The following is a 24977-nucleotide window of genomic DNA, read 5'->3' as shown; positions in this document are numbered from 1 at the left end:
TAACCTACAGGTACACGGTACACTAATTATTACAACTATTTCTTGATTAGTTTTGTATGATAAGTCGCCTTATCATCTTTTATTGTGATCACATACACTCCTTTGATCAATGAGGCAACACTGATTCTTTTTCCGTCCGGTTTTCCTTCCTGAACAAGTCTTCCGTCTGCACTGTAAATTTTGTAATCAGCTTTACCTTTCAGATTTTTTACCTCTACAAATGTATCCGCAGGATTAGGGTAGATTTCAAGATCAGAAGATGACTGAACGGACTCCTTAACTCCTAGTGCTGCATTGATCTTTACAGAAAAATCCCATACCGAACCACGGGAGAAAAGATCACCATTGGCATCTACGAAAGGACTTGCACATGCATCAGCTGAAGCATTGAAAAATCCGCTGGCTACTCTCATTCTTAATGTTTTGTCACCATTGTAAGCATTGGCCGGAACTGCAAATGCAAAACTTCCCTGATGTCTTTTATTGGCATCCGGAGCTGCGCCGTTAATCCCAATTCTTTCTGAAGCTTCAAATACTCCGTTTCTGTTGTAATCAATCCATGCCTGTACCCAATCCTGATAGTTTCCTCCAGCACGGTTAGCATACACAATATAGTTCATATTATATTGCGCACCCTGAGTAAGCTGAATCAGTTTGGCAGGGTCTTCCGAATAATCTTTATAAGCGTGCTGAACGGTTGTCCCATTTCCAGCTAAATCCACATTGGCTAAAGTCACTCTTAATATTCCACTGAAATACGGACTGATTGTAGTGTTTCCTCCTGTAGTCATCAGGCAGTAATCATATCCGGTGCGCAATCCTTTTGTTTTAAAATTATACACAGGAGAAAATGCTCCGGGAACATTATTAATCACAGTGGCTACACGAACTTCATAAGAGGTTTCATCTTCAAGATTATTTAATAGCACAGAACTAACCGGGCTGGCAGCATTGGACCAGTTTGCTGTTCCTGCTTTCCTGTAATTCACGGAATAGGTTGCTCCCGGTACATGGTTCCATGAAACAGTTGCTGAGGTTTTTAATATATCATTATCGAACGCGGTAAGTCCCGTTGGTGGATTATTTAAAGAAGCGGGAGCATTTCCTACAGTCACTGTAGGAGAAACTGCATAAAATATATTTCCTACTGCTGAAATTCGCAGTTTAATATTTCCCTGAAGCGCAGCAGGCATCTGTATTTCAAAACTTCCGTCATTAGGCGTTGAAGCCACCAGTTCTGTCCATGCTGATCCGTTAACCAGATCGGTTGTATATTCAATCTTTACATTGGCAGCATTATAGGGAGCAAGGTTGGTATTGGCAACATCCCAGGAAATGGTATTGGAAGCATTATTATACAACGTAGTAGAAGGAGTTAATCCTTTGAATTTGAAAGGTCCGTCATTTCCAACGGTTACTGTATTTTCTGCAGAAATCGTTAAAGGTCTGTTCGGGTTATTATCACGTACTGTTACCGCGTAATGTAATACTCTGGGAATGTATGAAACTGTTTCCCATGTGTCTTTATTCGTCAGTTTACCACTCATTACAACAGGCAGGCTAGGGAAATATCTTCTTCCCGAAGCCACTGCAGGAAAAGAACGGGTAAGTGAACCTTCAGGATTGAATCCCCAGCCGCTGTCTCCTGAGATTGAGCTTGTAGAGCCTACGCTGTCATACTGTTCCCAGTTATAGGTAAACTGATCCCCGTTGGCATCTACTGCATTGGCATCCAGGTAGTAGGCTGTGCCTTTGGGAATAGTATAGGAAATCAGCGGGGTAATAGCTGGTGCATTATTGGCAATATTCTCAGCTACGCCGCACCCAACTTTACCTTCAAGGTTGTTAAGGATTTGATTGATGGACGAATAGTGGAAATAGGCATCACTGTTCATCTGAACATTATTGGCTGTGATCCCTGCATAGGCCATAATGGTTGTTCCTCCTCCCGGTTCTATATTGACATCTGAGCTTTCAGTAACTGTAGAAAAAGTGTGGTTACCTCCAAGCTGATGTCCCATTTCGTGAGCTACATAATCAATATCAAAGGTGTCTCCCACAGGATTCTGATTTTGTGTAAACGCAGAACCTTTACCTAACGGTTCTGCTGCGGTAGGGTTGGTACATATACATCCTATGCATCCTGCATTTCCATTTCCTCCGGCGGCATTAAAGACATGTCCTATATCATAATTGGCATTGCCTACCTGAGCAGTTAAGGTTTGTTGAAGCTGCCCGTTCAAATCATTGGTGTATGGATCATTAGCCGGATTGGCATAGATGATATTGGGGAAATTCTGTATGGTAAGATGGATTGCAAATTCTTTTTCAAAAACACCATTGACACGAGTCATAGTAGCATTCATCTGGGCAACAGCTCCTGCCATCCCTCCGAAATGAGTAGTATATTCACCCGTTGCAGACAAGGCAAGTCTATAGGTTCTGTATCTTGAGGCTGCAGGTCTTCCGGTAATATTGATTCCGGCAAGTTTATTTTTTCCGGAATTCTTTAAAGATTTGATGTCCAGTTCCTTTTTGCCTTCCATACTGCAGCTAAAGCCATGCTCAGACTCTGTTCTTTCGGTTTTATAGAATACTCCATAGGTTTTTTTATCTGTTGTGACAGGTTCTATAAACTGGAAGATACCGTCTTTAATAATCATTGACTGTATTTCTGTAGGGGATGTACTGAATCTTACATATTTTGAGGGGTCATCAATTCCCACTCCTACATAAGATCCTAATCCATATTTTTCAGCCAAGGATTTTTCCATCACAGGATTGCTGTACACCGCAAACTTTTCTATGGTTCCTTCTGCCGTTGGTAATTGAATCGTTACTGCTCTTGCATTGGCGCCGGTTTCCTCAGCGTTTTTTAATAACTGTATTAATGCATTAATATCAGTTTTGTATGCATACTTGATTTTTACCTCTCTTCTGATCTCAGACACTTTTTGTGAAGAGGTTTCCCATCTTTGGGCATTGGAAAGACAGAAACCTGAAATCAAAAATAATGATAATAGAGTTTTTCTCATTTTAAAAATTAGGTATTTAAATAGTGGTATTGCGAAGAATGAATATAATATTCGGGTATTCAAAAGTAATTGCTAATTTTGTATTACAAACAATGATATTTTGCGATTTTCATACATTGTGTATGTAATACGTATGTATTTTTTGTTATATAGTAATAGTGTAGTATAATATTGTATTTTAATTCTGATCATATTATGATGAAAAAACTGACTGTTTTATTCTTTTTTATTTCTTCCTTTTTCTATTCACAGCATACAGAAGAAGAATTAAAGAATGTGCTGTTTGATATCGAATTTTCTACTGCCGGATCAAAGGAAATTGAGAAGATTGACAGTCTTATTAAGGTGTGTAAGAAGAATTCTTATAATGATTGTGTTGCATTAGGGTATCTTAAAATTGCCAATATCTACAACCGGAACAGTGATATGAAAAGGTCTTTTTATTATACTGATAAAGTGGAAAAAGAAAACCTTATCAATTCAGATACAGATTTTGAGGTTATATTTTATCTCCATCTTCAAAGGTCACTGCTATACCAGAAATTAGGAGAAAGAATGACTTCTCTGAAACAATTGGACGAAATATATCATAAGGTGAACGAAACCGATAATGCTTATTTTATTTATCTGATTAACTGGCAGTACGCAGGAATATACAATGAAATTAATAAAAAAGAATTAGCATTAAAACATTATAAAACAGCATATAAGTATTCTAAAATTTACAGAGAAAACAAAAATAATCTCTATAGGATAGACAAGAACAGATTGAGCAACAGTTATAAAACCTCACCGTATCTTGGCGGAATGTATCTTGAGCTCAACAAACCTGATTCTGCAAGAATATATATTGAGGAAGCCATCCAGAATGGGAAAAAGATCAATGAAATAGGGATACAATACATTACCTCGTATTATGCTTCCAGGTACTTTAAATCTCTTAATAAAATTCCTGAAGCCCAGCATCATTTATGGATCTGTAAAAATATTGCTGATAATTATTATAAAAGCGAGAATTATCAAAAGTCGGTCGCAATGGAGTTGAAGAACCTGTATGAAAGCACAGGACAGAAAGACAGTATCGCTTATTATGCTAATTGGCTGTTGGATATAGAGTCTTCAAACAGCAGACAAAAACAAACATTGAATGATGCTGTAGATAAACAGAATGAATTGGAAAATAGCAATAGAAAAAAGGAAACAAAAAAACTTTTCTTCATCCTGTCGTTGAGTATTGCCGCATGTCTTCTTTTTATATTTCTTTTCCTGTATTATTATAGAAAGCACAAAAGTAAAAATCTGGATAAAATTGATATCCCTCATCAGCCATCTGTAGATGAAAGTGCTTTTAAAGAACTTATACAGCTTGCCAAAGAAAATAATCCTGAATTTTTAACCCGTTTCAATGAGTATTATCCGCACTTTTCAGAAGAACTGCTGAAAGTTTTTCCTTTAAAAATATCAGAAATAAGATTCTGTGCCTACATCTATCTGAATTTTTCTACCAAAGAAATTGCTGAATATACTTTTACCTCAGTGAGAACCGTACAGACCAAAAAATATAATCTAAGGAAAAAACTGAATATTCCCGGTGATATGGATATCTATGTATGGTTTTCCAAATTGCTGAAATAAACCTTTAAATAGTCATAAAAAACAGAAGCTATCTCATTAATGAAATAGCCTCTGTGCAAGTAAAATGTGTTTTGAACGTTTCGTTTAAAAATGCCTGCAGAAAATAACACAAACCTGCAGGCAGAAGATATCCTAAATATTAAAAACTATTTTCTGATTCTGAAAAAAGTGCTATTTCTTAATTGTTTTAATCGTTTTTGTAATTACGTTTATCATTTTTAAAGTAACAAGATATAATCCCGTTTTAAGTCTTCAGATACAACTGAGATGAAGGCTGTTCAATCGTTTTAACTGTTTTTCCGGAAGCATCAATAACCTAAACCGACAATAAATTTTTCATATTATGTATGGGGTTTTTAGGGGTTATGTGATAAGATTTTATAATCGGCTATCTTTTAAACTTTGATCAATTTTCTACTTTATATAAAAGCATAGAATAATTTTCGGACAAAAGTAATTGGTAATTCTGTAATTTAAATGGTTTTTGTTTGCGCTTTTGCTATGTTGTGTATGTGATACGTAGGTGGTTTCAGTGGTGTGGTAGTAGGATAGTATTCATATTGTAATTAAGATATTGCTGAATATACCCACACCTCAGTAAGAACTGTGCAGACCAAGAAATACAATCTAAGGAAAACTGAATATCCCCGGTGATATGGACATTTATATATGGTTTTCAAAACTATTGAAATAAAGATTAAGAATATTGTGAAAAGCAACAGAGACTATTTCATTTCGAAATAGTCTCTGCTTTTAAATTAACTTCCGATTGATATCAGTAATTAATTTCTTATAGTTGAAATATGGATGTTTTTCTGTCCGTTGGAATCTATAAGTTCAATGTTGTCAATCATTTCATTATAAACTAAGGTAGTGGTATCATTAAACTGATATCCTTCAATAAATACAGGTCTGTCTTTGGGCAGATTGTTCTGCTCATTCAACATTTCCAGAGATAAACTATCTGGATAGCCGGCATTTTTTTTAAACTTTATTTCTATTAGGCCGTTATCAGCCAGATAATCAAACTTCTTTAAATGAGGAGGTAAACTGGCTTTGGTTTTAAAAACGTTTACCTTTTCAATACTGTCCTTATAAAGATCAAACATACTGGCAGTTCCGATGGTGTTATTGTAAACAGCAAACTTTACATAGGTGTTTTTCTGTGCGATGAGCATACCTGAAAAGCACACGAGAAATATATATAATAGCTTTTTCATAATTAAAATTGATATTTAAATGTTTAATTAATTTCTGTTTTTTACCATGATCCATCCCGTATATTTTATCGGAGTCTGTTTTTTGTTGGTCTCATTCCAGCCCATATCAAACCAGTAGTTGCCGGTAGATACTTTCTTGCCGCCAATGCTGCCATCCCATTGATATCCGTTTAATTTGCTTCCTTCGTGGATCTTGCTTCCATATCGGTCATAAATACTGAATGTGAAATTAGGTTTCCCGGCCAAAGCAGAATAATCCAGTACATCATTTATTCCATCACCATTAGGCGTAATGATATTAATAAGATTGGGAACTGTAATTTCTACCTCTACAGGAGTACAGTTATAAGCATCTTTTACATAAAAAGTATTGCTGCCACGCGGAACATTGGTAAATACATTTTCATTCTGCCAGTTGATATTATCCATCGAATACTGATAAGGTGTTGTTCCTCCAATGGCAGTCAGGGTAACCGTATTATTGCTGATGTTAATATCTGAAATTACAGGATTTTCTGATGGATAAACCTTTACGGTTTGTCTTGTCGTACATTCTCTCGTTTTCAGATCTACCCAATAAGTTCCCACTCCCACATTGCTGATGGATGGTGTTGTTGCTCCCGTACTCCATAGATAAGAAGTATATCCGGGGCCGGCATCCAGTGTGGTGGTATTTTCCATACAGATAATTTTATCCTTTAGTACCTCTGAATAGGTAGGAGGGATAACGGTAAGCGTTACTTCGGCAATTCTGTAACATCCGTTGGCATTGCTTACCTTAACGTAAACCACTCCGTCTGGTGCTGTATAATTAGCTGGAGTCAGAATTTCATTGGTTCCGTTATGGGCATCAGCAGGAGAAGGATAATATTGTTTAATAGTTCCAGGTTGTACGTTTACTCCTGCTGAGGTTAAGTTGAATACACCCAGTACAGGATTAGATGGTTCAAAACAAGATCTTAGAGCAGCATCTTTAACGATAGGGCTTTCAGAAACCGTTAAGGTTAAGGTTACCTGTTCACAATCTGTAAAATCAGGATTGTTTCCACAAAACTTATAAACAATAGTGTCTGTACCCATATAGCCGAAATTAGGAACATAAGTAATTACTCCCGCCGGATCAATGGTTGAGGTACCGTTTGCCGGAGGTGTAATAATAGTTACTGTACTCGGAACATAACTTTGAGTTGAATTGGTAAACTGAGGGACTATAGCCTGATAGCCTTCGCAGACAGTCATTGCTTTAGTAGACTCTTCAAGACATGTAAACACTTTGTAAACCGGGGTGATGGCCGGAGTACAAGATCCTACTGCTATTTTTACGGTATAATTTCCGGAAACCAGAGGGGTGTAAGTATTTGCATTGGCTCCTGTAATAGGATTGCCATTCAAATACCACTGATAGCTATCATAGCTATCATCCACTTCCAAAACAATACCAGGAATACATTCTCCTGTCTGTTTTGCAATTAATGGAATAGAAGAGAACCCTGCAAAATATCCTCCATATCCGGACGTGCTGTATCCTCCATTAATCCCTGCAGTTACAGCTTTATCCGAAATAACCGTTACATTTCCGGTGATAGAAGGGATGGCATACGTTACCCAGCTGTTATTACCTGTTAAGGGAAAAGGACCTTCTGAAGCGAGTGGCGGAACTCCGTTTACGGTTACATTGGCTCCCGCTTCAGTTAAAATATTCAGTTTTACTACAGTTCCGTTCGGAACAGTACTTGTGGTACCTGTGCCGGTTGGCATTTCATTGATCTTTCCGATTTCATCAATTTTTCTGGGTAAAAAACAGTTTAATGGTGGGATGTAGTTGTAACCACAGGTAGCACTGCTGTTATTTACTGAAACCAATTGATACAGATAAACATTTTTTGAAGTCGTTATAAACATATTAAAATGTCCGGAATTTCCCTGCTGAACATAATTGTTTCCTGTGATCCTGTAAAAATCACCACTGTTGATCGTTGCGATAGGTGTAGTAGAACCATTAATGAATATCTGGGTATGGTCTTCCGTTCCAATAATGATACCTCCTTCCAGATCATCAGAGGAAGATCTGGTTCTTACCATGGCAAAAGTACTTCCAAGCCTTTCTGTTGGTACAGATTGATCAAGGATGGCATCAGATCCGGAACTTGTATTATTTCCAAAATTTCCATTGACATTTCCATTGGTAAGCGTAATGGGTTTATCGGAAACAATTTTGGCTCCAATAAAAGCAGACTGGTTTTGACCTCCCGTTCCAGGACCTCCTGCAAAAATAAAAGACTGTCCTTTATTAAGAGTAATAGTCTGTGTATTGGTAGCTGGTGCTGCTCCAAAGAACGTCACGTTTCCACTCCATGTAGCAGTTACTACAGTATTGTTTTCTGTAGCCAGTATTCCTGCTGTGAAATTATATCCGGTAAGTGATGAGGTTGTAGGAGTTCCGGCCACGTAAAACTCTTTACCAATCCCGGCTTTCCCTTTACTGGTTATAATTTCGGCGTGTGTAGTGTTGCTTACTATTCTTAATGAACAGTAGAACGGCTTTGTCCCTTGTACATGTAACCCTTTAGTGATAACACTATAAGCGTCTGATGTAACATTGGCGGCGATAGCAGATATGGGTACAACAAAGGTTTGCGGAGCATTTTTGCTGATTGTGACAGTGCCAATCGGAGTATTGTTATTATTAATTGTAACAACAAAAGGGGTGGCAGAGTCGGTAGACAGATATAATGCCTGTGTATAACTTGTGGAGGCGTAATAAGGTGCAAACCAATGGTCTGTATCCCTTTGAGCCGAAATAGGAATGCTCATTAGGATAAATAATAAACTAAATATAATGTTTTTCATGAATTACAGAATTTTGATTCTAAAAATTGAAATTTCATTGACAAAAAAGATTAGGATTCTTTAATAAACTTCTTCTGAACGGTTATTCCTCCATCTTCTATCTCGATCATATACATCCCGTGGATAAGATTGCTCACATCAATAGCATTGTTCAGAATGATTCCACTTGATATCAATCTTCCGGCAGCACTGTAAATTTTATATTGAGCTTTGAAGCTTATGTTTTTTACATACAATACTGAACTTACCGGGTTGGGATAAATGTGGATATCTGCCTGATTTAGAGAGTTTGGTACAGGTTGTTTAGATATTCTGACCGTATAATCTTCCACCTCACCTTCTTTGAAATTCGTACAGTTCACAGGAATACCATCCTTCTGTAAAGCGACTCTCATCACAACATATTTATAATCTGTCATACTTATGAAGGCATTGTCAGGAACAGAAAAAGTTGTACTTGCTGTTGGGGTTCCATTAGGTCCGTCTGCCAGAATTCTTTCATTGATGTCAAATTCTCCGTTTCTGTTGAAATCGATCCAGACTGCAACACCAGCGTTAGTTCCTGAACTTAACGTTTTATCAATGGTAATCTGATTACCTTTTGATCCTTGAATTAAATCAATAAACTTTAAAGGATTTCCTGTGAAATTTGAATACGTAGAGGCAAGAGATTCATTAATCATTTCCTTATTGCCATTTGGTTTTACAGTAACCTTTGAAATAAATTCTGTTGTAGAATTGGCTGCTGACATCGGGCAGTAGATGACGGTCGGAGTTGTAAAATAATACAGTTTTGTAAAATTTCCCGGTACTCCGTTACAGATATTGGCTACCTGCATTTCGTATTTAGTGAGCTCCAGCAAAGCAGTAATGGTGTAAGTATTTGTAGGAACTACAACCTCTGTCCAGCTCGGAATACCTACTTTTCTGTACTTCAGTATATAAGTGGCTCCCGGAAAAGGATCCCATACAACCTCTGCCGTTGTTGGCATAATCTGAGTGATCATAAGCCCCGGAGGAGGAATTTCACATATTCTTTCTGTGGTAAATACTTTTGGATTGGACCACGGATTGGCTGTTGTTTCTCCATTACAGATATTGGCAACCTGTACTTCATACGTTTTAAATGAATCAAGATTTTGAATCGTGTATGAATTTGCAGGTGGTTGAGGGATCGTTGGTGTATTCCATGGGCCGGTACCTACTTCACGCCATCTTAAAATATAAGAGGCACTTGGAACAACCGGATTCCAGGTGATCAAAGCTGAGTTTGACGTTACATTACTTATCGTTACAAATGGTGGAGTAGGATTACATCTCGTTGTAAATGTTTTAATAGGCGTGTAAACTCCGATTCCTGTACCGCCACAAAACGCTGCAATTCTTACCTCATAAGTCGTAGCAGGAGTTAAAGCGTTGATTGTTACAGGTGGATTCCCTCCTAAAACAGAAAGGTTTAAAGGAACCCATGCAGAAACAGGGTTTGTAACAGGTCTGTATTCTAAAATAAAAGCATTATTATTAGTAGCAGTTGTCCAGTTGATATTTACAGAGTTATGGGTAATATTGGTGAATACGGGATTTCCGGGTGTTGCATTACTGCATGGTCTTAATCTTACCGCATAATCTTCTACTTCACCATTGGCTGGATCTGCACACATTACAGGAGCACTGGTTCGTTTCATTACCACTCTCATCGTTGTTGTTAAAGATCCTGTATAAACTCCTGTTGAAGGAACATCAAAAGTTGCTGTTATTGGAGTGGTGGTGCTGGCAGCGGACGTCATTATTTTTTCAGCATCTGTGAAAACTCCATCTCTGTTCCAATCGATCCATGCATTTACAGCATCGGCATATTGAGTTCCTGCCCATTCTTTAGAAACTGACAGTTGATTTCCCTGAGAACCGATTTCAAGATTAATAAGGGTAGCAGCAGATGTGTAACTGATATAATTTGTTTGAACTGATGGGTTATCCATTACCGGGAAGTTGACAGGGGTAACTTTCACATTTGAAATGTAATCGTTAATTCCTGTTCCGGTCATACTACAATACGTTAACGGTGGAGTTGTAAAACTTACGCTTGGAGAAAAAACTCCCTGGTTTCCATTACAGATGGTTGCAATTTGCACCTGGTATCCGGTTTGCTCGGTGAGTCCTGTTATGGTATAAAAGCTTTGTCCTGCCGGAAGTGTCTGTCCTGTTGCAGCTGGAAGCCATGCTCCTGTACTTCCTTGTCTCCATCTGATAATATAAGTAGCATTAGCAGTAGGAATCCATGATACATAGGCAGAATTATGAGTAAGGTTATTCACCGCAATAGTAGTAGGAGCAGCTGTAGTACAAGGCTGTAAATCTATAAATTTTACATAATAATCTTCCACTTCTCCATTGCTAGTGAAAGGTCCGCAGGCATTGGCTGGAGTGAGAGAATATACAATAACACGCATTTTTACTTTACTTGTTCCCAGATAGGCATTGGCAGGAACATCAAATGTAGCAGTAACGGGAGTGGTGCTTGAATAGCCAAGATTCATGATTCTTTCTCCTCCGGGACTCGTTGCCGGATTATTATCAAAAATACCATCCCCGTTAAAATCTATCCATGCATTGGTAGAATAAGTTCCTGATATAATTGACCTTCCTACAGACAGTGTATTGTTAACTGAATTTCTCAGGAGTGTAATGGTCTTTGTAGGATCTGTAGAATAATCCGTATACGTTGTTGGCCCTGAGTTATTACTGGTTAAAGGTACATTCGTACCAATCATGGTGATATTGTTGATATAACCGTTCGTAACTGTTGCCGTTGCTCCATTACAGTAAGTCAGTGCAGGTGTTGTAAAACCTACAGGAGCAGAAAATGTCCCTTGCGTTCCACAAATGGTTGCAATCTCTACCTCGTATTGGGTCTGTTCAGTTAAAGAGGTAAGCGTTACACTATTAGTAAAAGGAGTTGTTACATTGATTGTTTGCCACGTAAGGGAAGGAGGTATTCTGTATCTTACAACATATGTGGCATTGGCTGTGGCAGTCCAGGTAACATTGGCTGAAGTTGCTGTAATATTATTTACTGCAATATTGGCTGGAGGAGTGTTGGTACAACTTGGTAACGTTGTTCCTGTCAATTGTAACCTCGGTAATACAGCATATCTGCTTGTTGCAGTTGGAAGATTTGCCGGATCCGGATTGGTCGTTGAATTGTAATAAATCATCCCACGGTTATTTCCTGCAGAATAACTTCCCCAGTTGGCGGTACATGATGTTCCTGTTGAATTTTCATCAACACCTATCACTACATTGCTTACACCATCCCATAAGAATGGTGTGCTTAGAGGAATTTCAACCCATGTCCCAGCTACCATTGCCGGTAAAGTGCCAGAATATACCTGTGTTAAAGATGGGGTAGAGATCCAGCTTGAAGTGGTTGCAAAATCTGTTTGTGAAGTATTCCCCATATACACTACCCATTGATTGTAATTAGCTTGGGTTGCTGCAGTTGTGGAAACAAAAAACCTGATGGCTGTTATATAATTATTGGTTCCTACTGCGGCTCCAATCTCTGAAGCCAAATAAATCTGTTGGGAATAATTAAATCCTGAACAGGAATATACAGGTAAAAAAGCATGAGTAGCCGTACCTCCTCCAATCTGCCCTGGAGTAAAAGGAGCGCCTGCAACCCATGGTGATTTATCCGTTGCAGAACAGACAGATCTTATCCACCAGTAATAGGTAGCACCCGAAGTCAGAGAGCTGATGTTAGCACTTGTTCCGGGATTGGGTGTGCCTGGTGTTGCAGCTGCAGGAGGAGTACTGTTTGTACTGTAATAATATTCATAGCCATTGGCCGGAGCTGGTGCCGGAGCAAGGGGAGCAGCCCAGTTCAGTGTTGCAGAAGTAGGTGCAATATTAGATACAGGCAGAGTAACAGGTTCAAAACATGTAGGAGCTTGTATTACCTGAACTTCATCTAATAATACATCATCATAAAAATCACCATTTCCTGCTACATCCTTATCAACGGTAAATTTTAATTGAATGGTTGCACCCACATAGCTTGCTGCCAGAGGAACACCAACTGTTCTCCATTCAGGAGAATTGGTATCACCAGACCAGACCTGTATCCATCCGGAGCCGTTATTTACAGCAAGTTTTAGCTGATTGTTGTCGGCAGCAGGTACTGTACCGTTGAGTCCGGTTAAATGATCTTTAAACCATTCAAATTTGATATAAGGATTGGTTAACCCCGCTAAGTTGATCTGAGGGCTTATCAGTTCAACTGTGTGTTCACCTGCATAAGGTGAAGATGCATCAACCCATGCAAAAGTTCCGGCAGGTTTCCCTCCGTTTCCGGTGGCTCCATATCCGGCTGATCCGGAAAATTTCCACTTAACATTAGCGTTTGTAGAAGTGGAAGAGGGGTTTTGGCTGACCCAGCATGTGGGAAGTGCTCCACTACTGAATGACTGTAAGAACGGCACGGGAACTGGTGCACAGGTTTGTCCCCGGGCATGTGCAAAAGTCATTAAAAATAAGATAATGGGTAGAATTTTTCTCATATAGTTTCATTTTAAGTTAGAGTCTGTTATTCAATTTACTTAAGTTCTTCTTCGAAAGAAATGGGGAATCCTTCTATAGATTTGGTTCAGAAATCAATAGAAAAATCCTCAGTTTTTCAATCACAGAGACAATAATTGGTTTAAAGTGTATTATCATGTTTCCTTATCACCTCTTTTTATAAAAAGTGATCAACGGATAAACGGAAAAGTAGTAGGGTCTAAGTAGGTGGGAATAATGGCAGCTGCAGAGTTGGTGGTCTTTTTATATTTTTTTATAAGAATCACTCACTTTACTGCACGGGTTGTTGTATTTTTTAATGTGTTTTGATTTCTTTCATTTTTATATAGTTTTCTTAGTTTAGTTTTTATGATTGTGACTTGGGGTAAAAATAATTTAATAAAAACTTAATATGACTATACTTTTGTATAGTTTTAAATCAAAGATTGATGAATTAATAAGAAACTGATCTTCCCAAAATGCTTTCAAAACAGAAAAATACAAGTTTCATTTAAAAATAATGATTTATATAAATATTTTTCTTCCATTCTTTCTCTTTTTTTTATCTCCCTACAAGTGCGGAAATGTAATTTTCCGGGTATTGAAAATGTAATAAAATGAAGTTGTATAGATTTTTTTATTATCAAAATAAATGATTTATAGTTTTTAGTTTAATTATAATTAAGTTTTGATAGATTTTTTATTTAGCTTAATTATGAATATGTTTGCAAAAGTCACCTAATAAAAAAGTTTTATATCTTATTATCATGTCAAAAATATGAGTGATAAAAATAATTCATTACATGCCGGAAAGGCATCAGAGAAGTATCTTAATGTACTAAAAGCGGTATCGGAAACCAGTCTGGGCTGTGTTTATATTGCAGATCTTAAAACAAGAAAATTAGAGTTTATTTCTGAGAATCCTCTTCTTTTTTCTGGTTTAAGTGCTGCTGAAGTTGAAAAGATGGGTTATAATTTTTTTCGTAAATACACCAAGAAGGCAGATCTTGACATATTAAAGAAAGTAAGTACCAACGGATTAAAGTTTTTTGAATGTCTTTCACCTGAAGAAAAAAAAGTACATACCATTACCTATGATTTTCATCTTAAATATGCCAACAGTGTAGATGTGCTTGTCAATCATAAGATTACACCTATAGAACTCTTTGATGATGGAGAAATTTCCAAAATAGTCTGTGTAGTGTCCTATTCTCTTAACCGGTCTGCGGGAAATATCAGGATCGTTTCTAATACCTCAGAAACCTATTGGAAGTATAATCTCTTCACTGGAAAATGGACAGAAGAATCTAAAGTTGCCCTAAAATTAAGGGAAATAGAAATAATACGGCTTTATCTTCAAGGATTAAAAATAGAAGAAATTGCAGAACAATTGTTTGTGTCACCAAGTACCATAAAGTTTCACAGAAGCAAATTGTTTGAGAGAATTGGAGTGAAGAATATCATCGAAGCAATATCCTACGTAATAACGAATAATTTGATTTAAACTATACTTTTTTAAATATTTCCAGCTCGAAATAGCTGAGAATCAAAATAGAACGCTCAGTATAACTTACCGTTTTTAATTAAAAACCGGTTGATTTATGTGTATTGTTTTCTGAACATTCTCCCTCTGCAAAATGATAGAAGGAGAATGCCCGGAACAGCTTAATTAAGCTGATAATTTGTAATTACTAAACTCAGGATGAAATGAACATAATTCTGTTCCACCTCTTTTCTGTTAATCAGTTTGTTTTTGTATTCATAAGAGTTCAGGTCTCTGGATAATTTCTGATATGTTTCAAAATCATCACCCTTTATCTTTACTCTTATATTACCGTCTTTTCTGTTGATAATGACATTATCTAAAGTTCTTACTTTAAATAAAACCTCGCATAATGTAGGACGAGCCTTCATTGACCCGATATATCTTTCAACTATATTAATCTTGAACGAATCAAATATGATATTATTAAAAACGATTTTAGAATTAGGCTCCTGAGTGTTGAGTTCAAGTTTATAGTTCATTACTTTATAAATTTTGGCAAATATAAGTTTAATTATGCCAAAAAACAGACTGTTTTAATAGATCATTCCCATATTAATGATCGAATTTTATTCTGTAAACACAAAATCATGTGAAAATGTGAATATTAGGGCCTTATAAATGAGAGAAAAACAAAAGTGCTCTCAACTTTTTATTTCCTTTTATTTTTTTCATAATAGGCATTTCCGTAATTTTATTGTCTGTATAACAAAATTCATATTAATACCAATATAATGGAAAGATATAGTTATGGGATGGTTGGCCTTGGAGTAATGGGGCGGAATCTGCTTTATAATATCGCTGACAACGGGTTTTCAATCGCAGGATTCGACCTTGATCAGGAAAAAGTGAAAGAATTAGAAGGCGGAGCTGCTTCAGAAATGAAGGTAAAAGGTACAGGCTCTTTAGAAGATTTCGTATCCGCACTGGAAGTTCCAAGAAAAATTATTCTTATGGTTCCTGCAGGAAAACCTGTAGATGCTGTGCTGGAAAATATTACCCCACTTTTAAGTGAAGGTGATATCGTGATTGATGCAGGGAATTCTTATTTTGAAGATACCAACAGACGTGTGGCTGATCTGGCATCCAAAAAACTGCATTTTATGGGAATGGGAGTGTCAGGAGGTGAAAAAGGGGCCAGAAAAGGACCAAGTATAATGCCGGGAGGTGATCCGGAAGCCTTCAAACTTCTGAAACCAATGCTGGAAGCTATTGCTGCAAAAGTAGATAACGAAGCATGTACAGCATACATGGGAAAAGGATCTGCCGGAAACTATGTGAAAATGGTACATAACGGTATTGAATATGCAATTATGCAGCTGATCAGTGAAGCTTATGATCTTCTTAAAAGAGGAGCAGGTCTAAATAACGAACAGCTCCATCAGGTTTTCAAAGAATGGAATAATGGTGAAATGAACTCATTCCTTATTGAAATCACCAGAGATATCTTTACCCAAAAAGACTCATTAACAGATAGCTATCTTGTAGATCAGATTTTAGATAAGGCAGGAGCGAAAGGAACAGGGAAATGGACTTCTGAGCAGGCTATGGAAATAGGAGTTTCTATTCCTACTATTGATATTGCTGTAACTTCAAGAATTTTATCTGCCTATAAAATCGAAAGAGTTCAGGCTTCAAAAATATATGCCGATAACGAAATTACAAAGCCGGAAAATACAGAATTATTCATTAAGGAAGTAGGCGATGCGCTTTTCCTTTCTACCTTAATCAGCTATGCACAAGGTTTATCTTTACTGGTAAAAGCATCTGAAGAATACGGCTTTGAAATTCCATTGAAAGATGTTGTGAAAATCTGGAGAGGAGGATGTATTATCCGTTCAGTTTTGCTGGAGAAATTCTATTCTGCTTATACCCAAAACCCTAACCTTTCTAATATTCTGCTTGATAAAGAAATTTCAGAACTGGTAAAATCAAAAATCAAAGCTTTAAGAAAAACAGCAGGATATGCCGTTGCCAACGGAATCTCAAGTTTGGGAATCCAGACGGCTTTGGGATATTTTGATGCCTATACTACAGAATCTCTTCCTGTGAATCTGATCCAGGCTCAGCGTGATTATTTCGGAGCTCATACGTATCAGCGTATCGACAGAGAGGGAGTTTTCCATACTTCTTGGCAAAGTGCAAACAATTAAAAATTCGGAAGAAATGAATCAAAATAGAATCTTGCAGCCAACAACTATCGTTATTTTTGGTGCTACAGGAGATCTGGCAAAAAGAAAACTTTTTCCGGCATTTTATAACTTATATATCGATGGCAGAATGCCCAAAGGCTTTAATATTGTAGCATTGGGAAGGGCAGAAAATACCAACGAAAAATTCAGAAATTATATCAGAGAAAACCTTGAAAGTTTCTCAAGAAAAAAAGTAACTTCTGAAGACTGGGCAGGTTTTCAGGCTCATATTACTTACTTTCAGCATCAGCTGGATGAAGAAAGTTCTTATCAGAATTTACAGCAAAAATTGCAGGATTTTGATTCCGTGTATGGGATAAGAGCAAACAGGTTATTTTACTTATCCATCGGACCTAATTTTATTACCACGATATCCAATCATATCAAAACGACATCATTGGCTTCTGATCCGAAAAGAGATCGAATTATTATTGAAAAACCTTTTGGTCATAATAAACAGTCAGCCATTGAATTGAATAGTCTTTTGGCTAAAACTTTTGAAGAAGAACAGATTTATCGTATCGACCACTATCTGGGGAAAGAAACAGTGCAGAATATATTAGCATTCAGGTTTGGAAACTCAATTTTTGAACCGTTATGGGATCATAAATACATAGAATCTGTACAGATTACAGTAGCGGAAGAAGTTGGGGTAGAGACAAGAGGAGCTTTCTATGAACAGACAGGAGCATTAAGGGATATGATTCAGAACCACCTGTTGCAGATTCTCTGTATGGTGGCTATGGAACCACCGGCTTCATTGCAGTCTGGTGAAATCAGAGACCGGAAAGTTGATGTTCTGAAATCTATCCGTAGAATATCTTCCGATCAGGTTGACCATTATGCGGTAAGAGGTCAGTATGCCAAAGGAATCATAAACGGAGTGGAAGTGAAAGGCTACCGCCAGGAAGATGGAATTGCTTCGGATTCCAATACAGAGACTTTTGCAGCTATCAAATTTTATCTGGATAACGAAAGATGGCAGGATGTTCCTTTCTATGTCCGTACCGGAAAGAAAATGAAAGAAAAGCACTCTTACATTACCATCCAGTTTAAACCGCTTCCTCATTCAACGTTCTCAGACAGTCCGCATCATTTATCAGCAAACAGGCTTATTATTAATATTCAGCCCATGATGGATATCAGGCTGCAGTTCATGACCAAAAAACCTGGACTGACACTGGATTTGAAACCTGCAGAAATGATTTTTGATAATTTTGCCTGTAAAGAAGATACTCCGGAAGCTTATGAAACCTTGTTACAGGATGCTCTTTTAGGAGATCTTACTTTATTTATGCGTTCCGATCAGGTGGAAGAAGCCTGGGATGTTGTCACAACTATCCAGGAAGCCTGGGAAAACAATAAAGATTTATCTTTCCCAAATTATAAAGCAGGAAGCTGGGGGCCGGAAGACGTTAATGCTTTGGTGGAAAGACAAGGGCATAGCTGGGTATAAAACAATATAAATTTAAACAGACAAAAAATGAATATTACAGTATTTGACGATCTGGAAAAACTGTACAAAAAGGCTGCAGATGTATTTGTTGACCTTTCAAAAAAATCTATTCAGAAAAAAGACCGTTTTGTTGTGGCGTTAAGTGGAGGTTCTTCACCTAAAGCCATTTTCAAATTACTGGCAACACCGGAATATAAAGAACAGATAGAATGGAATAAAGTCTACTTTTTTTGGGTAGATGAAAGATGGGTTCCTTTAAACGATGATAAAAGCAACTTCCGGATGACGGATGAGGCACTTCTTAATCAGGTTCCGGTAGATCAAAATCATATCTTTCCTATGTATGCTGAAGGAATAACTGCTGAAGACTATGCCAAGGCTTATGAGCAGCAGATCAGAACTGTTCTTGGTGATGAAGGTATTTTTGATTTTATCCTGCTGGGAATGGGTGATGACGGTCATACTGCTTCATTATTTCCGGGAGAAGAAGTTTTAAATGAAAAAGAAAAATGGGTGTCTGCCTATTATCTTAAGCCTCAGGAAATGTTCAGAATCACGTTGACTGCTCCTATTATTAATAACGCGGATCATATTCTGGCTATTGCATTTGGTGAATCCAAAAAACATGCGCTGAATGAAGTTTTGAATGGCGAATATAATCCTTCATTATATCCAATGCAGCTTATTGAGAAGAAGGATGGTTTTCAGTTTTTTACAGACGAAAAAGCAAAAAGTTAATATAACTTCTACCTTAAAAAATAAGAGACTGTCCACGGACAGTCTCTCTTCATATCAACTATTCTAATACCGGCTTCCCGGTAAATACAATTTTCTCTACATTAAAACGAAAATAACGTACGCTAAATGAAAACAGCATCATTAGAGAACTCATGACGCTGCAGCATTTAGTGTTTTTACCTTAGTTGCTTTTGTTCGAAATTTTTAATTTTTCCAACTCCAATGGTGCTTCTATGTAAAATGGTTATTAGTTTTGAACAAATATACAAAATAAGACACTTCACAGTGTCTAAAAATTAAAAAAAATGAAAAATATTTTGATCAGCAATTCGGAACCTTAAGAAAACCCTTACGAATACGGCATTATAAGAAAATAATAAAATTGTAAAAAATAGATGGAAGTATATAAAGACGACAAGATGATAAGCGACCGCTAAAAATTTCATCATTACTAAAAGCAACACCATTACATAAATAATGATGCTGCTGAAGTAATGTTTCACCTCAGTATTGAATAGTAAAATATGTATACTGAGGGAACTAACGGTGCAATCTGATCTCTCTCAACCTCACAACTCTGATTGTCTGTTATAAAAATGGTTATTAGTTTATGCAAATATATAAATTTAGACACTAAAAAGTGTCTAAAATGAAAAAAAATTCATAAACTTGTACGATTGAAAGTTTATCATGGAAAGAAAGTCTGTAGCAGGAAGTATACGGAACAAGGAACGCAGTAAAAAAAAGTTTTTGGATGCAGTGGGAAAGATACTGAGAACGAAAGGGTATACTGCCTTGAAAGTGAATAATATTGCTGCTACAGCAGGGGTGGATAAGAAAATGATTTATTCTTATTTTGAAGGTATAGATGGCTTGATTGATGAGTACATCCGGTCACAGGATTACTGGAGCAAAGTAAACATTAAAGAGATTGAAAAAATAAAGCCCAAATTGGATGATGGAGGGAAGTCTTTCATGGAAGAAATGCTTTTATCTCAATTTGACCATGTTTATTCCAGTAAAGAAGCGCAAAAATTCCTTCTTTGGTGTTTATCGGAACCCCGCAAATCTTTAAAAAAACTTACAGAAACTCAGGAAGAAAACAGAGAGCATATTTTTAAACTTTTGATGGATTCACATTTTAAAGATAATGCTGAAGATGTACGCTCTATTGTGGCCATTATGGTTTCAGGACTTTATTACCTGAATATGTTTTCCTCTCTTAATGGAAGTATTTTCTGTGGGATAGATGTCAACACGCCTAAGGGAAGGGATCAGATCAAAAAAGCCATTACTTTCATGTTGCATCATACCTACGAAAATCTCTAGAATTCTTCAATTTGAAAATTAAACTTCCTTTAAAAAAACAAAACCATTAGAAATCTAATGGTCTGTCTATAAGTTGTGTTTCTACCTTAGTTGTTTCGTGTTTGAAATTGTCTTAAAGTATGGGAACTCAATAATACAATTTGATTGTCTTATTTTTCAACCTAATAGTGTTTTAAAATATATAGTTGGTTTTAGTTTGTACAAATATATAAAATAAGACACTGTGTAGTGTGTAAAATGATAAAAATTTTCTTAATTTTATTTAATGTTCTGAAATTCAGTATTTTATTTTTTGTTGTAAGAGTAAAAATTTCTTTTAATTAATCTTTTTCAATAGGTTTAACCTGTAAATACAACAGAATTTCTATTTTATAGAAAGTATATGCTTCCTAAAAAAGAATAAGTGGTAAGAAATATCTATAAAAAAGTATTTTATTTAATATCATTCCATTTTTTTGAGATGAAAAAACAGCATCACTATAGAAAAATGATGCTGTTGGTTGTGTTTTTACCTCAGTCGTTGATGTTCGAAATATTTTAAACTGAGGGAACTAACGATACAATCTGAATAGTTTTTAATTTTTCAACTTCAATAGTGTTTTGTATATAGAATGGTTTTAGTTTTTGCAAATATATACAAATAGATTAAATTAGACACTTGTTGGTGTCTAAAATGATAAAAAAAATCCTTAAACTTGTATATTGAATGTTTAGTCATGGAAAGAAAGTCAGCATCAGGTAGTATTAGGAATAAGGAACGCAGCAAGAAAAAGTTTTTGGATGCCGTAGGAAAAATACTGAAAACGAAGGGATATGCAGGATTGAAGATTAATGATATCGCTGCAACTGCCGGGGTAGATAAGAAAATGATCTATACCTATTTTGGCGGGATGGATGGCCTCATGGACGAATATGTTCGTACACAGGACTTCTGGGTAAAAGTAACCAGCGAGGAAGTGGAAAAGATGAAACCGAATCTTGAAGATGGAGGCAGAGAATTTATAGAGCATATGCTTCTTTCACAGTTTGATTATGTATACGCCAATAAAGAAGCTCAAAAACTATTGTTGTGGACTATTTCTGAGCCCCGAAAATCATTAAAAAAACTGATTGATACTCAGGAAGAAAATGGAGAATATATCTTCAAATTATTAATGGAATCACGTTTCAAAGATAAAATGGATACCTACCGTTCTATTATGGCCATCATGGTTTCAGGACTGTACTACCTTAATATGTTTGCATCTCTGAATGGCAGCCTTTTCTGTGGTATAGATACCAATACACCTGAAGGACGGGAAAAAATCAAAAAGGCAATATCTTTCATGGTAAAACAGACCCATGATAATCTATAAATCTATTATAAATAACATAAAAAAGGGGCAAATTATTGTCCCTTTTTTTGTATGATACTGTAATCTATCCTTTATGATAAGGGCATCCTGAGGCTGTATCAGAATTTCCGTTGGTATTATAAAACTGTTCTTCAATAACCTTTCTCTGATCCTCAGGAATGTCCTGTATCTTACGAAGGGTATTAACCTGAATGTGAGGCCAGCTTGTAGTACCTCCGTCGTTCCCGAAATCAAATTCAAAGAATACAATTTGTTCATATTGAAGCTGAAGAATTTCTTTTCCATCTTCAATTACTGTTTCAATCCACATATCCATATCCACTTCAACAGTCGGAACGAAACGGTTGACAAAAGGAACATTTAAAACTCCTCCCTGTGCTCCGGTTTTCATTTTGGAAGACATTCTTACATGAACATAATTGCTGACGTGTTGACCTCTTAGCGTATCTCTTAATCTCAAATCAGGGCGCACAGAGTAAGGATATAAATCATCAGCCAGTATCCTCTGGGTATAAATTTTGTTTGAACCCTCATCATTCTTATCGTCTAGAGTTTGATGAACCCACTCAGGCGCTGGTTGATCAAGATCAATGATTTCCTGGGGAGTTACTCCTGCATTACCCATTGTACGTGAAATTGAAAGATGATTGGTTTCCCAGGCCTCTTTACCGTAAGGGAATTGGGGAGAACCTTCAATTAGATAGTACGTTTTTTTATCTTTATTTTGAGGGATGATATCTCCAAGCAAAGTAATAGTGCTGCCATGAGGAATTACTCCGCTTCGGGAGATAGAGTAGTCCGGGATAAAATAAGGACCGTCAAGCCCAGCTCCCGGCTTTATTTCCTGTGCCGGAATAATCTCATAATAAGGTTGTCCCGGCTGCAACTGGCTTTGAAGAATATATTGTGGATTGGCTTCTCCGTCTGGTGTTATCCTTAACAAAGGCTCATCTCTGTATTCGCCGGTATATCCATATTTAGCATCCTCTGTTGAAATGGCATGAATACCACGGTCTCTTTCAATAGATTCTTTCGTTGCTGCATGATTATAGACATCACTCAGCCATAGGTACATTCCATTTTCTTCGTGGATAGGTGTATATTTCAGGGCCTCTGGTCCTGGGACAGCATTAACACTTTTAATGCTTTGTTCATATTTAACTGCTCCGCAGAAAAGTTCACTGGCACCGCCGCGGTTGCGTACTCCTCCGGGAACGATGGAAAATGTCAGTTTCTCAATATATTCTTCACAGGTAAAAGCAAATTTTCCAGGTATCGTTCCTGGATTGGTTCCGGGGGAAGGCATGATGGTAGTATGTACTCCGCTTGCTAATGATGGTTTTGGAACATCTTTATTGTAATTGACATTATAGCTTACCCAGGTACCCTCCAGTGCAGCCAGAATTCCATAATCTACATTGTTTTCAATGGCCTGCAGTTTGTCTTCTCTGAATGGTCTTACCGGATCATCAATAAGAAGTTTAGAATATCCATCCATTACTTCAGCCAGATTAACTTCCTTCTGACCCGGCATTTTGCGGAATAACTGTTCTCCTCCCGCTTCCGGACTTTCTTTTTTTCTTTTAAGCATGATATATCGTTTTTATGGTTATAGGTTGATGTATTCGAATGTTGGCCCGGCGTTAGTCTGCGCATCCAATGGTTGTTTCATCAGATTAACAGCCTGCTCTTTCAGGGCATACATATACATAATAGATTTTTCCAGTTCTCTCTGATTTCCTTCGACAGCACTTTGAATGGCATCTAATAAACGTCTGTAGGTTTTATTAAACTCAACAGCCTGTGCGTGTAATTCTTTATTTTTTACATAGTCTTCCAACTTCGGATTAGGTTTCATAGGATAGGTTTCATTCCAGTCTACAGGAAGGTCTTTTCCTGTGGGTGGAGTTGTTACAGGCATCATTCCGTTTTCATCCATGAAAGGCTCATAGTTTCCTCCCAGATAGAAATGCTCATGGAAAACTTCTTTGAATCTGAAATAATGTGCCAGTTCTACTCCTTCTTCAAACTGGGAGGGGTCAACATCAAAAATAGAATCATCAGCACCTTCACCTTGCCCTTTGATTTCTTGGAAAACAGCAATTACTCCGTCCAAAGCCTCTACAGAATGTAATTTTCCTCCACTTCCGTAATATTGTTCCGGACGGATCTGTTTTGCCGGATTTCCGGTGAAAATTCCTCCGGTATTTAATTCCTCAAAATTTGTCGGAAGTTTTCCATGATCTTTGTAATAAGCAATGATTTGGAAAATAACTATATAGAAGAATAAGACATCATAATATTCACCAATGGTGTGTACATTTTCCATGATGAAACCCTTCATGTTTTCAAGCGTCCAGAAGTTGTTTTCCTGTATGGCAGTTCTTTGAGAATATAATGCAGAAGTGTCCGCTTCGTGATCATATTTCGGAGCTTTTACCAAAGGTTGGCTTGGACTTTCAATCGCAATAAATGTGGCAATGCTGTTGCTTGAGAATGTTTCCAGTCCTACATAGAAATCAACGTTCATCGGTAATTTCATCGGATAAGTAGGATAGTTTTCCTGTTTGTTGACAGAAGGCTGGATGTCAATTGCATTCAGAACATTACAAACCATAATCAGGTGAAGCATCTCTTCTACAGCAACACTTCTGATAATTTGTGAAGCCAGAGCATTAGTCCCATCCTTGATCGAATACAAAGCCGTAAGGTAAGGAGGAATTGTAGAGTGTTCGATAAGAATGGCCGTTTGCAATAGGTCTTGTAAAACAGGTTTATAATCAATTTCTGTTATCCCTCTTTTTAATTCTGAAACTCCAGAATCCAACTCAGATTCCAGATAAGCATTGAAATCTTTGATCTGATCATTAAGCAAAAGATTCGTTAAGGTTTTACTGTGATGTTTTAACCCTTCTATCCAATCTTCTTTGCTAAGTGTTGAATCAAATAATAGAGAAGGTAATGAAACGGCTTCAGTAACAACGGCGCTTCTCGCTGCCATTCTTCCTGCGGTTAATAACGTTTCCTGGGGTTGTGCTGTTTTATTGATAAGTCTTTGTCTCATGGT

Annotated in this window: 14 protein-coding genes; 7 read left to right on the top strand and 7 right to left on the bottom strand. The window is 37.0% G+C overall.

Annotated elements, in window-relative coordinates; all coding sequences use genetic code 11:
* Window positions 1-35: 35 nt before the first annotated feature.
* On the bottom strand, window positions 36-3035 hold the full coding sequence (locus tag RHP76_RS05635; RefSeq protein ID WP_311229682.1) for a reprolysin-like metallopeptidase: 3000 nt from the start codon (window positions 3033-3035) through the stop codon (window positions 36-38).
* A 195-nt stretch (window positions 3036-3230) separates the two neighbouring features.
* Between RHP76_RS05635 and RHP76_RS05630 the strand changes: the two genes are divergently transcribed.
* Complete coding sequence (locus tag RHP76_RS05630; RefSeq protein WP_216444416.1) at window positions 3231-4670, top strand: helix-turn-helix transcriptional regulator; 1440 nt, start codon at window positions 3231-3233, stop codon at window positions 4668-4670.
* Window positions 4671-5452: 782 nt separating this feature from the next.
* On the opposite strand, the gene RHP76_RS05625 is transcribed toward RHP76_RS05630, so the two are convergent.
* From RHP76_RS05625 to RHP76_RS05615, 3 genes are read right to left on the bottom strand one after another with little or no spacing between them, the layout of a single operon-like run.
* Entirely contained in the window at window positions 5453-5890 is a 438-nt protein-coding gene (locus RHP76_RS05625) for a hypothetical protein (RefSeq protein WP_311229681.1), read from the bottom strand.
* 27 nt (window positions 5891-5917) lie between these two features.
* Window positions 5918-8740, bottom strand: coding sequence for a T9SS type B sorting domain-containing protein (locus RHP76_RS05620; protein WP_311229680.1), 2823 nt, complete (start codon window positions 8738-8740; stop codon window positions 5918-5920).
* Between the two features lie 50 nt (window positions 8741-8790).
* A complete protein-coding gene (locus RHP76_RS05615; RefSeq protein WP_311229679.1) occupies window positions 8791-13299 on the bottom strand; it encodes a GEVED domain-containing protein in 4509 nt (1502 codons plus the stop codon).
* A 776-nt stretch (window positions 13300-14075) separates the two neighbouring features.
* Here RHP76_RS05615 and RHP76_RS05610 point away from each other — a divergent pair.
* Window positions 14076-14801 (top strand): response regulator transcription factor, encoded by a 726-nt coding sequence (locus RHP76_RS05610; RefSeq protein ID WP_216444421.1) that lies wholly within the window; start codon window positions 14076-14078, stop codon window positions 14799-14801.
* A gap of 161 nt (window positions 14802-14962) precedes the next feature.
* On the opposite strand, the gene RHP76_RS05605 is transcribed toward RHP76_RS05610, so the two are convergent.
* On the bottom strand, window positions 14963-15322 hold the full coding sequence (locus RHP76_RS05605) for a hypothetical protein (RefSeq protein ID WP_034696561.1): 360 nt from the start codon (window positions 15320-15322) through the stop codon (window positions 14963-14965).
* A gap of 252 nt (window positions 15323-15574) precedes the next feature.
* Between RHP76_RS05605 and gndA the strand changes: the two genes are divergently transcribed.
* The 5 genes from gndA to RHP76_RS05580 all read left to right on the top strand — a co-directional run bounded on the left by gndA (window position 15575) and on the right by RHP76_RS05580 (window position 21910).
* Complete coding sequence (gene gndA / locus RHP76_RS05600) at window positions 15575-16993, top strand: NADP-dependent phosphogluconate dehydrogenase (RefSeq protein ID WP_311229678.1); 1419 nt, start codon at window positions 15575-15577, stop codon at window positions 16991-16993.
* 13 nt (window positions 16994-17006) lie between these two features.
* Entirely contained in the window at window positions 17007-18488 is a 1482-nt protein-coding gene (zwf, locus tag RHP76_RS05595) for a glucose-6-phosphate dehydrogenase (protein WP_120232218.1), read from the top strand.
* Window positions 18489-18515: 27 nt separating this feature from the next.
* Entirely contained in the window at window positions 18516-19226 is a 711-nt protein-coding gene (gene pgl, locus RHP76_RS05590) for a 6-phosphogluconolactonase (protein WP_311229677.1), read from the top strand.
* A 690-nt stretch (window positions 19227-19916) separates the two neighbouring features.
* On the top strand, window positions 19917-20555 hold the full coding sequence (locus RHP76_RS05585) for a TetR/AcrR family transcriptional regulator (RefSeq protein ID WP_120231525.1): 639 nt from the start codon (window positions 19917-19919) through the stop codon (window positions 20553-20555).
* Window positions 20556-21271: 716 nt separating this feature from the next.
* The gene (locus RHP76_RS05580) at window positions 21272-21910 is read left to right on the top strand and encodes a TetR/AcrR family transcriptional regulator (RefSeq protein ID WP_123279956.1); all 639 of its coding nucleotides are present in this window, start codon (window positions 21272-21274) and stop codon (window positions 21908-21910) included.
* A 64-nt stretch (window positions 21911-21974) separates the two neighbouring features.
* Here RHP76_RS05580 and RHP76_RS05575 read toward each other — a convergent pair whose 3' ends face one another.
* A complete protein-coding gene (locus tag RHP76_RS05575) occupies window positions 21975-23501 on the bottom strand; it encodes a peroxidase, FMP-type (protein WP_120231524.1) in 1527 nt (508 codons plus the stop codon).
* 18 nt (window positions 23502-23519) lie between these two features.
* Window positions 23520-24974: a ferritin-like domain-containing protein gene (locus tag RHP76_RS05570; RefSeq protein WP_311229676.1), complete on the bottom strand. Its 1455-nt coding sequence runs from the start codon at window positions 24972-24974 to the stop codon at window positions 23520-23522.
* Between the last annotated feature and the right edge of the window lie 3 nt (window positions 24975-24977).

The sequence above is a fragment of the Chryseobacterium sp. SG20098 genome, from assembly GCF_031844745.1.
Classification (GTDB): domain Bacteria; phylum Bacteroidota; class Bacteroidia; order Flavobacteriales; family Weeksellaceae; genus Chryseobacterium; species Chryseobacterium cucumeris.
Note: the sequence above shows the minus strand (reverse complement) of the source record. Positions and strands in the feature narration are given on the sequence as shown.